Genomic DNA, 12,205 nt, shown 5'->3' on the forward strand with positions numbered 1-12,205 from the left:
CACATCTCAGTACCGTTGAAAACGCAGAAGTTAGTAGCCGCAATATTAACCCAGCGTACCCAATAACTCATTTAAATTAAGCCCATATTCTTCAGGTAATACCACACGTTCTATCTTGCACGAGCAAGAAGGGTCAGAAAGATCCATAGGGAAATTAGGCACTCGGATATTTTTTTCCAAATTATAAACAATAGTAATCACGGGTTTTTTCATTTCGGTCTTATGTAAAGCCTGCACGATTCCTAATCGCTGATTGTTCAGTAACACGAAACTGCCTTGTGGATAAACACTTAAACAACGAATAAATTGATAAACCAAATCTTTATCGAGATGAATTTCATCGGACCATTCCACCATTTTTTTTAAAGCAATGGCCGGAGCCATGCCTTGGTGATAAACACGATCCGCCGTGATCGCATCATACACATCGACAACCGCCGCCATTCGGCTGTGCAGTGGTATTTCTGATGCGGCTAATTTTCTCGGATACCCACTGCCATCAAGGCGCTCATGATGCTGCGCACAGATATCAATAATTTCCTTGGATAATCCCGGCACATCTCGCAAATATTGCTCACCAAAGGTGACATGCATCTGCATTTCTCGCCATTCTTCGGATGTTAGTTTTCCGGGTTTATTTAAAATCCTGTCGGAGACTTTGATTTTGCCAACATCGTGCAACAGCGCTCCAGTCACCAAATCATTGAGCTCATCACCCATAATATTTAGGGAAACGGCTAAAATCCCCATAAAAATACTGACATTAAATGAATGCTCAACAAGGTATTTGTCTTTCGTGCGAAGTTGAGTCAAACACAGCAAAGCATTTTGGTTATTCAGTAGAGACTCAATAACGTTTCCGGCGAGTTCTTTGGTGCTGTTGACGTCAACGGCTTGACCGTATTTCACGTTGGTCATAACGCTTTCAACAAGTGCCAAGCCTTCGGATTGAATTTTTTTCGCGACGGCTAATTCAGCATCAAAAGAGGTTTTTTCATTCAGCCTGATGTGCGGCTTTTTCAGCAGTGATTGTATGTTTTCTTTTTGTTTGATCAGCTCTAAATTAGAGGTTGCTAGACTTTCAGGCGCCTTACCACGAGCGATATCGATATAAATTTCGGGAATGCCTAGGCTTTTTATCTTAGCAACAACTAATGGATCTTTAATCAGTCCACAACGCGACAAATTCCCGTTGGGAATCCATTCGTTGTTAGAATTGGCGATGTACATACCCACTTCTAAATCGTTTGTAGATATCCGTTTAATACTAGGCATAGCTTAACTACGAAATTTGATTATCACCAATAAAATTGACAGGTATAACTGTATGAAAAAATTATAGCTTTTATCACTGCCTAGCGAATATTTATAAATAATATTTTCTGAATCGTTCGAAATTTTTGTTAATAACAAATCCTGCGCCGTTTTAGATACCTAAGGGATCAACAATACAAAGGCAGCACTAATGACGATAAGTTATTGAAATTATGAAAAATTGGAAATCTGTTTTTAAGTCTGCTCATTCATTAGAATAGCAATGAGTTAGGTAAAGTCGTCAAAAATTATATGTGAACATGAAAACGGTCGATATTGTCTACCGGCCTTAATTAGAATCAATGAATAAAACTTAGAAGCAACTTAATCGGCAGGTGCTTTTTAAGGCAGATGAGCAAAAGTCTCAACTCTTATTTTGGAATAGATTTTAAGAAAATAATAATTCATCGTCGGCGTAATACTCCAACGAAGATGATATCGACAACAAGATATGTATCAAAGGTGTTCCGAGACAAACTCAAGTGCCAAACCCGATTGATCATTACGCACAACGCGGGCAACATTAATCTTTTGATTTGGCAAAACCGAACACACTCTTAAACTGACTTTGGTGCCTTGGGCGTAACCTTGTATATCGTCGCCGTAAAGGTAAACACCTGTGTCAGATACATCTCTACACCGTAATCGATTCATAACCACAACGTGATCCAGTGGTTGTATTTCGACGGTGCAATGACAATGCGTGCGTTCACTTCGTCGCTTCTCTATCATAGTGACCTCGAAGCTGTGGTAATTATTGGGATGAACCTTCAGTATAGGTCTGCGCGATTAAATTGCGAATTCAAATTGATAATAATTTCTTAGCAGCGTTTTGGCATATACAGGCTAATGCTGATTTATTGTTTACTAATAATCTGACGCATTGAAGCCTTCTTTAAGGTTACTAAAATTACCACACCCTAAACCGTTTTGTAGAGCACATTTAAGCCATCAATTTTTTAAATGTCGCTCTCTTAAATACAAATACAATGGTAGGCCACACGACACTCCCACGGTAAGTGTGCCCAAGATCGCTAACCATCGATTAGGAATCTGATGCTTAGCGCCGTTGGTTACAATAAAAATAATTGAAACAACCGCAGCGACAATGACATCCAGCCAAGCGAATAGACTTATTTTGTTGTCAACAATTTGGCTAACAAATAGAGCGACATTAAATCCGTGAGCGATGAGCCAAGAAACAAACGCATAGAGCGGTAGAATAATTCCCAGCACCGTTAATACTAAATATAATTTCGCCATAAAATGCATTCACCCCAAAGCACAACGTTGTGTGAGCGCATAATCACACTCACACCCATTACACCTTGATCACTTAGAGAGTTGATCACATAGAGAAATGAAGAATTAACTCGTCTGCGATTTAATCAGAGCACGGAAATTTACCGTGTGATTGAAAAACTTCTTGCCAATTTCAATCCCTTACCGTTCTTGAAATTGGCAATATAGATTTGTGTCGCCGGAAACTCCGGGTTAAGCAGAGCTCCTTTGAGTTAACGTAAGAGATTAAGTTACTCAATCTCTACGGCATCGACCTTTTGGAAGCCTCTTGGAAGTTTATTGCCACGTCGGCCACGCTCCCCCAAGTAATGCTCCAGATCACTGTGCTTCATCACCGTTTTTCGTTTTCCGGCATGAATAACGAGTTTTTGCAATTCGGTTAAGATCGCAACTGCAACAACATATTCTTGGCGATCTTTCACACGCGCACTGGCAATGTTGATAATTTTATTGCCCTTACCACGCGCCAATTCTGGTAATTCACCAACCGGAAAGGCAACCATTCGCCCTTCGTTACTGATCGCAATTAATATTGCACCATCGTCGCTGGGCACATCAACCAAAGGCAAAACCTTCGCGCCTTCAGGAACATTTAACAGCGCTTTACCACGACTGTTTTTAGTGTGCATATCTTCAAGCTTGGCAATAAATCCATAACCGGCATCACTTGCGACCAGGTATTTCTGATCATTTTCGCCCATGACCATACCTTCAAAGGTTGCGCCACTGGGTGGATTTAGTTTACCGGTAACCGGCTCGCCTTGGCCTCTTGCCGACGGCAATGCGTGTACTGCCAAAGAATAACTGCGTCCGGTTGAATCGAGTAATATTACGGCTTGGTTACTTTTACCGCGTGCAGCAAATTTGAAGCTATCGCCGGATTTGTAACTGAGTGCGGCCGGATCAATATCATGACCTTTTGCGGCGCGAATCCAGCCTTTTTCAGAGAGAACAACGGTTGTTGGATCGCTACTGAGTAAATCAGCTTCACTAAAAGCTTGGGCTTCGGCGCGCTCAACTATCGGTGAACGACGATCGTCGCCAAACTCTTTACTGGCGTTTTCAAGCTCTTTGCGAACCAAGGTTTTTAAGCGTCGATCTGAGCCGAGAATTTTTTCTAAATCGTCGCGTTCTTTTTCGAGCTTTTCTTGCTCTTCGCGGATTTTCATTTCTTCTAAACGCGCTAACTGACGTAAGCGTGTATCAAGAATGTACTCAGCTTGCATTTCGATAAGATTAAAACGCTCCATGAGTACAGGCTTAGGCTTGTCTTCATTACGAATAATTTCGATGACTTCATCAACGTTGAGATATACCAACATCAAAGCCGCTAATCGCAATAACCGCTCTTCAACCTTTTCCAGTCGGTACGAAAGACGTTTGCGAACGGTATCTAACCGGAAGGTTAGCCACTCACCCAAAAGTACATTTAAAGGCTTAACTTGCGGTTTGCCGTCGATACCAATCACGTTTACATTGACGCGATAACTGCGTTCTAGATCCGTGGTGGCAAATAGGTGATTCATCAATTGTTCGAGGTCGATGCGGTTCGAGCGCGGCACGATCACTAATCGCGTTGGATTTTCGTGATCGGATTCGTCTCGCAAATCGGCAACCATAGGCAGCTTTTTCGCCTGCATTTGGTTGGCGATTTGCTCCATGATTTTTTCGCCACTGGACTGATAGGGTAACGCCGTAATCACAACATCACCGTCTTCTTTGGTCCAAAGGGCACGCATTTTTAAGCCGCCGCGACCGGTTTCGTAAATTTTTTGCAGCTCCGCTGGGCCGGTTACGATTTCCGCATCAGTTGGCATATCTGGGCCAGGTAAAAACTGACACAGTTCAGCAACACTGGCGTTTGGATTATCGAGCAGATGAATGGTGGCATTAACCACTTCACGTAGGTTATGAGGTGGAATGTCGGTTGCCATGCCCACGGCGATACCTGTCGTGCCATTGAGCAGCACATTAGGCACCTGCGCCGGTAACACCTTCGGTTCTTCTAAGGTACCGTCAAAGTTGGGCAGCCACTCAACAGTGCCCTGTCCCGCCTCGGCAAGCAGCGCTTCTGCGTATTTGGCTAAACGCGCCTCGGTGTAACGCATGGCCGCGAACGACTTAGGGTTATCCGGGGAACCCCAGTTGCCTTGACCATCCACCAATGGATAGCGATAAGAGAAAGGCTGCGCCATGAGTACCATGGCTTCGTAGGCTGCGCTATCACCGTGTGGGTGGAACTTACCAATCACGTCACCCACGGTTCTGGCAGACTTTTTGAACTTCGCTGTAGATTGTAAGCCGAGTTCGCTCATGGCGTAGATGATGCGACGCTGTACAGGTTTTAACCCGTCGCCAACATGAGGTAACGCACGATCTAAAATCACGTACATGCTGTAATCGAGGTACGCTTTTTCGGTGAAGGCTCTCAGAGCCATGGTTTCTTCACCATCGGCTCCGTAAGTCAGCTCGGTCATACAATCTATCCTAAATTCTGAATTACTCGTTTGCTATAGGCTTATACCAAACGCCTCCGTTAGGAGCAATTTGCTTTCACCTCGCTCATTCACACAACGAGGACTGATAACAACTTTATAGCTTACCAGTGCGTGGCGCTATCGAACCTGCCAATAAAAAGCAAACTATGAAGGTAATGGAAAATACTCAAGGGCCAATGGCTTCCAATGACCACACCCGAGTGACAAAATCTTTTAAATTTACGCAATCCTGTCAAAAAGTCACTCGCCACAAGGTGGTACAAACGCAACGATAAGAGTCGTGAGCAGTCAAAAAGCGCAAACGCAAAGTAGTGGCAAGCAGAAAATACAGAGCAAGACAAAAAGTATGAGGGTATTACCATGAAAGCATCCGATTTGATGGTGCAATGTTTAGAAGAAGAAGGCATCGAATACATTTTTGGTGTTCCCGGTGAAGAGAATGCCGATTTCATGATGTCGCTGGAGAAAAGCAAAAAAATTCGCTTCATTCTCACTCGCCACGAACAGGGCGCGGCCTTTATGGCAGAGATCTATGGCCGACTCACCGGCAATCCCGCAGGTTGCTTAGGAACACTTGGCCCAGGTGCCACCAATTTAATCACCGGCGTTGCGGACTCCAACATGGATCGTGCGCCTATGCTGGTGCTTACCGGCCAGGGCGCTTCAACTCGTCTCCACAAAGAATCCCATCAGGTCATGAACGTGGTCGATATGTTCGAGCCGGTCACCAAATGGGCCACCACCGTTTGGCATCCAGAAAATATTCCAGAAATCGTTCGCAAGGCCGTGCGTCTAGCTCGCACCGAAAAGCCCGGTGCAGTGCACATAGAATTGCCCGAGGATATCGCCAAGCTAAAGGTTGACAAGCAGCCTCTGAAGGTCAAAAAATTCCGCCGACCAGTACCTGCCGATAAAATCATTGATCAAGCGTTTGCACGAATCAAAGCCGCTAAAAGCCCGATCATCATCGCCGGTAATGGCTGTATTCGCCGCCGAGCCTCAAAGCAACTGCGTCTTTTGTGCGAGAAAACCGGCATTGGTGTGCTGAACACCTTTATGGCCAAAGGTTGTGTGGATATGTCCGCCGAATACAGTCTCTATACCATTGGTTTGGGTAGCAAAGATATTCCCGCCTGCGCCATAGATGCCTCTGATCTGGTCATCACCATCGGTTACGACATGGTTGAATATCATCCCAAACTTTGGAATCCCGGCGGCGAGAAAGAGGTTCTGCACATCGATTTTCTACCGGCAGAAATCGATGAGAACTACGATCCTTCAGTAGAGATCGTTGGCGATTTAGCACACGCGCTGTGGATGCTCAATGAACGAATTGATGCTCACGGTCCTTTCGATTTTGACCTTAGCGTGCAACGCAGTGTACGCCGCGATATGACTACCGAACTTGAAGCCCACAAAGACGATTCAGGCAGCGGCCCAATTCGTCCGCAAAAAGCCCTTTGGGATGCTCGCCAAGTGTTAAACCCAGAAGACATTTTACTCAGTGACGTAGGCGCGCACAAAATGTGGATCGCTCGTCATTGGATCAGTCACGAGCCCAACACCAGCTTAATTCCCAACGGCTTTTGCTCCATGGGTTTTGCACTGCCCGGCGCCATATCAGCAAGTCTTGTGTATCCAGAGCGCAATATTTTGGCAATCTGCGGTGACGGTGGTTTTATGATGAACGTGCAAGAAATGGAAACCGCGGCTCGACTCAAGTGCAACCTAACGGTCATGGTGTGGGAAGACGGCGGTTACGGCTTGATTGGCTGGAAACAAGAAAACGAATTTGGCCGCCACACCGATTTGGCCTTTGGCAATCCGGACTGGTTAAAGCTGGCGGCGGCATTTGGATGGAACGGTCATCATGTCTCCAATGCCGATGATTTGCAGACCGAGCTAAAAAAAGCCATTTCTGAGCCCGGCCCAAGCCTTGTGGTAATTCCTATCGACTACACTGAAAACGTAAAATTGACGAAAAAACTCGGTGAAATGACCTGCCCTATTTAAAATTAAGGCGGCAAAATATTGTCTTCTTTATGGTATGTTATAGGCCACTAAAGCATACAAATAGCAGACATTTATCCGAACTTTGGTTTGTTATATTCGCAATTCCGGTGAACTTGAGAAATAACAAGCAAGGTCGAATTACGTGATTTCAATAACCTGTGATTAGGAAATACCATGAAAAAAATAAGCGCTGCAATTATTGCCACATTCGTCAGCTTCGGAGCCATGGCCGCGGGCGACCCAGCCGCTGGACAAGCTAAATCAGCCTTTTGCGCAAGCTGTCACGGACCCGATGGTAAAACTACCGTCGCTCCAAACTACCCAAAAATCGGCGGTCAAAATGCTGACTATCTTGTAAATGCTCTTAAAGCCTATCGTGCCGGAGAGCGTAAAGGTGGTTTATCAGATTTCATGACTCCGATGGCCGCAGGTCTTTCAGATCAAGATATCGAAGACTTAGCAGCTTATTTTGCAAGTCTATAAGTCGCTCCCTGCATCTCTTGGTCGACCTAGAAAAAACCGGGATTCTTGTTCCCGGTTTTTTTCTTTATCAATCGCGTTATGCTGTTAAAGAAAACTCTGATTTATCCACGTTGCCCGCGACTCAAGGATATATCGCCAATTTCAAAAACAGTAGGAGCTTGAAGTTGTGAAGAAATTGGAAATCGCACCGTCAATTTCTGCCCTCTGATTCAATCATGGATGTGCCAATCAGAAGTTTCTTAAGGAAGTTTCTTAAGGAAGTTTCTAAAGATATTTCCCGATTTTTGCACCCAACTCAGCATTCGATAAAAACCGCTCCTTTCAGGCGTGGTACGATCATTCTTTTATCGCTTTTCGTGTTCAGCCTTGATTTAAAAGCATCTGGAAAGAATTTACATAAGATTTGGAAGGTCCATGACAAATACATTCCCTTTTAAAGCCGTTATTTTTGATTGCGATGGCGTTCTTGTGGATACCGAACATATGACCAACATCTTGTGGCAGAAGGGTCTTAACGAATTGGGACTCGAATTAAGCTACGAGCAGATGTTGCATTATTTTGCGGGCAAATCTGTGGCAGATAATCTGCAACAAGCAGCCGAGTTATTGGGTTACCCAGTTCCAGAATCGTTCCAGCAAAAACTCTATCAACGATTCGTTCACGAGCTACAAACCAACCTACAAACCATTAACAATATTGAATATGCTTTACAGAACATCGCCTTGCCTAAAGCAGTAGCCACCAATACTCAGCGCGAAAGCCTTAAACTCAAACTCACCCGAGCAAGGCTCACAGACTATTTTCTAGACGCTGTTTGCGTTGAAGATGTCGATGCAGCAAAGCCCGCCCCCGATGTTTATCTGGAGGCCGCTCGCCGACTTAACACCAATCCTCAAGATTGCGCCGCTATTGAGGACTCAGTGGTGGGAATCCGTGCTGCGGCCGCCGCTGGCATGACCGTCTTTGCTTACGCGCCGGGTATGAACATACAAGATCAATTGACAGCGGGAGCGGTTATCACCTTCGACGACATGATAAATTTGCCTGAACTGTTGCGAAATTACACAGGCCATTAAGTAAAAAATATCGCAAATCTTTCACAAAACGTTCGCTTGGGAACCATCAAAATCCACCTAGGTCAAAAGGCGACGTCGAACACAAACCAATAATGATTTGGAAATTCTCATGCGAGTGATTGCTGCTGTATTTTGGATGTTTTTTGCAACTGCTGCCTTTGCAGCTATGCCACCTCAAAGTGGCGAAAAGGCTCCAGACTGGATTTTAACCACTGGAGACGGCGAACGAATATCTTTGTACGCTGACGCAGAGGGACAAAAAGCGGTTATTTTATTCTGGGCGACTTGGTGTCCATTCTGTCACGAGCTAATGCCTGAGTTAGATGCCTTAAGAGCTGAGCTCGAAGATCAAAACGTTAAATTCTATGCCTTAGATGTTTGGGATGACGGCGACCCCAAAGCCTACATGGAAAAACAAGGTTATGGCATGCAACTGTTGCTGCAAGCCGATCGAGTGGCACAACGCTATGGCGTTGTAGGAACTCCAGGTTTATTTGTGATGGACGAGAATAAAAACATCACCTACATTCGTCAAAAAGGCACCAGTAAAGAGACGGCTGTGGCTGCGGTTAGAGAAGCATTGGAGCTTTAATAGATTTTCCGAACCAAATTAAACGCATAAAAAAACGAGCCTTAGGCTCGTTTTTTTTTCATTGAAAAGCGTTTTTACTCTAGTTCGCCATCGAAATCTTCTAATAAATCCAGCGGCTCAATTTCATCACCCTCAAGATTTTCGTTCCAGTTAACTCCCACCAACACTTCGTCATCGTGTAAGCCAGTTAGCCACTCTTCTAAAAATTCCTCTGTGCTTACAGCGGTAACTTCGTAATCTTGCCATTCGTCATCACACAACACCTCTGCAAATTCTGGCTGTGACCAAAACGGCATAACATCGCGATTAGGGCTGGCCTCAGAAGGACATACCGCCCAACCTTCTTCATTACACAATCCCCAAACACAACCAGTCTCTAGGGCTTCAACAATGAAGCGGTCATAGTTTTCGTCTAAATCGTTGCTCAGTGGAAGCGTGCTCATGGGATCTTTCCGGGCTAAAAAATTCGATTATGAATTATTGTGGATCTATGCGACAGACATTTATCAAAACCTAACATCAAAACCACAGGCTAAAACCTTCGGATTTCAACCATCGGCGTCGTTGTTGATAATCGGGGCACAAACTCGCCACCAATGACCAAAATTCAGGGCTGTGATTAAAGTGACGCAGATGACTCACTTCGTGCGCCACTAAATAATCCGCGATAGCTTCCGGTGCAAGCATTATTAACCAGTTGTATTGCAGCACACCTTTACTGGTGCAATGCCCCCAACGCGACTTGGTTTTGCGAACTCGAACTTCAGTAAAGTCTTGGTTAATCAGCTTGGCAAGCGCAAAACTCTTTTCAGAGAGAACTCTTAAAGCCTGCTCTTTGTACCAAAACTCTAATGCGCCTCGCACCTGTGACTCAATACTGCTTTTTGATCGTCGCGATAAACTGATCAGCAGTTCGTTATCACGACGATTAACATCAAGCTTGGAGCCAAAATAAAGCCGTAGTGTTAAGTTCTCGTTTAAATACGGCCAATTCGCACCATCACAAAATTCGCGCTTTGGTTTTGTATCGAGTAGATGATTTTGCTCACCAACTTTTTTTAGAATCCAAGCACGCTTACTGATTAAAAATCGTAAAACTTCCGGCTCATTAACAAAGTGCGGTACCGACACCAAAACCTGTCCCTGACTGATTCTGACTTCCAGGGATTTTCGTCGTCGCGAACGCCGCAAAGAATAGGGAAAACCTAAACCCGTCGAAGTACCAACTTCTGCCACGCTAGCCAAATCGAGCATCCGCAACAAAGGGATTGACGCGCCGCTCTTGGCCAAAGGTAGACATTGGGCCGTGTCCGGGAACAAACTTCACATCATCGCCTAATGGCCATAATTTCTCACGAATGGAATCAATCAGTTGCTTAGAATTACTGCGCGGGAAATCTGTTCTACCAACCGATCCGGCAAAAATCACGTCACCCACAAATGCCATTTTTGAATTTGACTCAAACAATACCACGTGGCCCGGTGTATGACCTGGGCAATGCAATACCGAAAAAGTTAAATTACCCAACGACAATGTATCGCCGTCATTTAACCAACGTGTTGGCGCCAGAGCATCATGAGCGGCGAAACCCATCATCTTACTTTGTTCGGGTAGCGCCTTAAGCCAAAATTCGTCGTCTTTGTGTGGGCCGATAACATCAACCTTGAGTGTTTTAGCGAGCGCATTTGAAGCACCAACATGATCGAGATGGCCGTGGGTTAGCCAAATTGCCACCACGGTAAGTTTAAGTCGCTCCACCACTTGCATGATGCGCTCCGGTTCACCACCGGGATCAATTAATGCCGCATGATTGGTTTCACTGCACCAAACAACACTGCAATTTTGTTGAAAATGCGTAACAGGAACCAGCTCAAATTTTAACATAGCCTAAATACCACACGAGAGAATGCCTAGGCCAAGTATACCGAGTTTAGATTGATGTGAAAGCAGATGCGCTACAGACTCGGCGTTTTCCGAGTAATGCCATCAGTAATTACACTAAAGGAACCTCTGATTAACTCATCCCTGATTTAATCAGAGGACAGAAATTGAAAATACGATTTCCAATTTCTTCACAATTTCAATCACTTACCGTTCTTGAAATTGGCGACACATCCTTGTGTCGCTGGAAATTCTAGGTTAATCAGAGTTTCCTAAAATTTATTTGCAGGTAATTGCAAACAACTTGCGAATATTTATTAAAACTCCGCGAGATTAATAGGATTTGTGAATCGAGATAACAACAGCTCACGACCGTAGCGGAAGGTTTCGTCCAACAAATATCGATCATTGGGAATGGTTGCGAAAATATAGGGGATAAAAACCGTCTCACCCAGTTGCTCAGCCTTAACACTGTAATCCACATAATCGACATTTAAATCGATAATTCTCGACTGCAATTGCTGACCCGAATTTATATCGGAGATAATCACCAAAAAACTCACGGTAATTTTTTTCGTGTGTTTTATAACATGCACCGGTTCATTCATAAACGACTCCATATTTACATCCGAGCTATGAACTAGGGAGCCTCGGTCAAACAGCGACAGATTATTTATTAAACCGTATTTTTCGGCAGATACGGATTTATTCAGTATCAAGTCACTCAAGCTAAGTCGATATTCGGTCTCTAACAAATCAATATTTTCATCGAACCACATTACTTCAGCAGTTGTTGTCGATAAATCATAAAATGAAAAATCGTTTTCAGTATCGAGAGTCAAGACATAATTTAAATCAGAATTAAAAACGGGGCCGATAGAAAGTTCGCTAATAAACTCTTGCGTCTTTTTTTGATTGTCCAAGTATTTAGCATTAACTGAATTTATCGCGACCACCTGTTCTACTTGTTCTACTTGTTCTACTTGTTCTACTTGTTCTACTTGTTCTACTTGTTCTACTTGTTCTACTTGTTCTACTTGTTCA

General features: G+C 44.2%; 12 protein-coding genes. 4 read left to right on the plus strand and 8 right to left on the minus strand.

The window, feature by feature from the left end; genetic code table 11:
- Positions 1–45 precede the first annotated feature (45 nt).
- The 4 genes from ACYQ28_RS15565 to parC form a co-directional block, all read right to left on the minus strand.
- A complete protein-coding gene (locus tag ACYQ28_RS15565) occupies positions 46–1,275 on the minus strand; it encodes an HD-GYP domain-containing protein (protein WP_460051658.1) in 1,230 nt (409 codons plus the stop codon).
- Between the two features lie 495 nt (positions 1,276–1,770).
- Positions 1,771–2,046, minus strand: a complete 276-nt coding sequence (locus ACYQ28_RS15570; protein WP_460051656.1) for a PilZ domain-containing protein — start codon at positions 2,044–2,046, stop codon at positions 1,771–1,773.
- 219 nt (positions 2,047–2,265) lie between these two features.
- The gene (locus tag ACYQ28_RS15575) at positions 2,266–2,577 is read right to left on the minus strand and encodes a DUF2834 domain-containing protein (RefSeq protein WP_460051655.1); all 312 of its coding nucleotides are present in this window, start codon (positions 2,575–2,577) and stop codon (positions 2,266–2,268) included.
- 269 nt (positions 2,578–2,846) lie between these two features.
- The gene (parC, locus tag ACYQ28_RS15580) at positions 2,847–5,093 is read right to left on the minus strand and encodes a DNA topoisomerase IV subunit A (RefSeq protein WP_460051654.1); all 2,247 of its coding nucleotides are present in this window, start codon (positions 5,091–5,093) and stop codon (positions 2,847–2,849) included.
- 381 nt (positions 5,094–5,474) lie between these two features.
- On the opposite strand from parC, the gene ACYQ28_RS15585 reads away from it, so the two are divergent.
- The 4 genes from ACYQ28_RS15585 (at position 5,475) to ACYQ28_RS15600 (ending at position 9,279) form a co-directional block, all read left to right on the plus strand.
- Positions 5,475–7,127: an acetolactate synthase large subunit gene (locus ACYQ28_RS15585; protein WP_460051653.1), complete on the plus strand. Its 1,653-nt coding sequence runs from the start codon at positions 5,475–5,477 to the stop codon at positions 7,125–7,127.
- Between the two features lie 174 nt (positions 7,128–7,301).
- Positions 7,302–7,610, plus strand: a complete 309-nt coding sequence (locus ACYQ28_RS15590; protein ID WP_460051652.1) for a c-type cytochrome — start codon at positions 7,302–7,304, stop codon at positions 7,608–7,610.
- A gap of 414 nt (positions 7,611–8,024) precedes the next feature.
- The gene (locus ACYQ28_RS15595) at positions 8,025–8,687 is read left to right on the plus strand and encodes an HAD family hydrolase (RefSeq protein ID WP_460051650.1); all 663 of its coding nucleotides are present in this window, start codon (positions 8,025–8,027) and stop codon (positions 8,685–8,687) included.
- A 109-nt stretch (positions 8,688–8,796) separates the two neighbouring features.
- Positions 8,797–9,279, plus strand: a complete 483-nt coding sequence (locus tag ACYQ28_RS15600) for a peroxiredoxin family protein (RefSeq protein ID WP_460051649.1) — start codon at positions 8,797–8,799, stop codon at positions 9,277–9,279.
- Between the two features lie 74 nt (positions 9,280–9,353).
- On the opposite strand, the gene ACYQ28_RS15605 is transcribed toward ACYQ28_RS15600, so the two are convergent.
- The 4 genes from ACYQ28_RS15605 to ACYQ28_RS15620 form a co-directional block, all read right to left on the minus strand.
- Positions 9,354–9,722 carry a DUF2750 domain-containing protein gene (locus tag ACYQ28_RS15605; protein WP_460051647.1) on the minus strand — a complete coding sequence of 123 codons (369 nt, stop codon included), beginning with the start codon at positions 9,720–9,722 and terminating at the stop codon, positions 9,354–9,356.
- Between the two features lie 76 nt (positions 9,723–9,798).
- Positions 9,799–10,515 (minus strand): M48 family metallopeptidase, encoded by a 717-nt coding sequence (locus tag ACYQ28_RS15610; protein WP_460051703.1) that lies wholly within the window; start codon positions 10,513–10,515, stop codon positions 9,799–9,801.
- A 1-nt stretch (position 10,516) separates the two neighbouring features.
- A complete protein-coding gene (locus ACYQ28_RS15615) occupies positions 10,517–11,164 on the minus strand; it encodes an MBL fold metallo-hydrolase (protein ID WP_460051646.1) in 648 nt (215 codons plus the stop codon).
- A gap of 314 nt (positions 11,165–11,478) precedes the next feature.
- Positions 11,479–12,205, minus strand: a 727-nt coding sequence (locus tag ACYQ28_RS15620) for a hypothetical protein (RefSeq protein WP_460164726.1), incomplete at its 5' end; no start/stop codon positions are given.

This window comes from Sessilibacter sp. MAH1 (assembly GCF_054658315.1).

Bases quoted from the DNA above. Each gene is read 5' to 3' on its own strand.
- ACYQ28_RS15605 (WP_460051647.1), bottom strand. From the start codon at position 9,722: ATGAGCACGCTTCCACTGAGCAACGATTTAGACGAAAACTATGACCGC.
- ACYQ28_RS15575 (WP_460051655.1), bottom strand. From the start codon at position 2,577: ATGGCGAAATTATATTTAGTATTAACGGTGCTGGGAATTATTCTACCG.
- ACYQ28_RS15615 (WP_460051646.1), bottom strand. From the start codon at position 11,164: ATGTTAAAATTTGAGCTGGTTCCTGTTACGCATTTTCAACAAAATTGC.
- ACYQ28_RS15585 (WP_460051653.1), top strand. From the start codon at position 5,475: ATGAAAGCATCCGATTTGATGGTGCAATGTTTAGAAGAAGAAGGCATC.
- parC (WP_460051654.1), bottom strand. From the start codon at position 5,093: ATGACCGAGCTGACTTACGGAGCCGATGGTGAAGAAACCATGGCTCTG.
- ACYQ28_RS15565 (WP_460051658.1), bottom strand. From the start codon at position 1,275: ATGCCTAGTATTAAACGGATATCTACAAACGATTTAGAAGTGGGTATG.
- ACYQ28_RS15595 (WP_460051650.1), top strand. From the start codon at position 8,025: ATGACAAATACATTCCCTTTTAAAGCCGTTATTTTTGATTGCGATGGC.
- ACYQ28_RS15570 (WP_460051656.1), bottom strand. From the start codon at position 2,046: ATGATAGAGAAGCGACGAAGTGAACGCACGCATTGTCATTGCACCGTC.
- ACYQ28_RS15590 (WP_460051652.1), top strand. From the start codon at position 7,302: ATGAAAAAAATAAGCGCTGCAATTATTGCCACATTCGTCAGCTTCGGA.
- ACYQ28_RS15600 (WP_460051649.1), top strand. From the start codon at position 8,797: ATGCGAGTGATTGCTGCTGTATTTTGGATGTTTTTTGCAACTGCTGCC.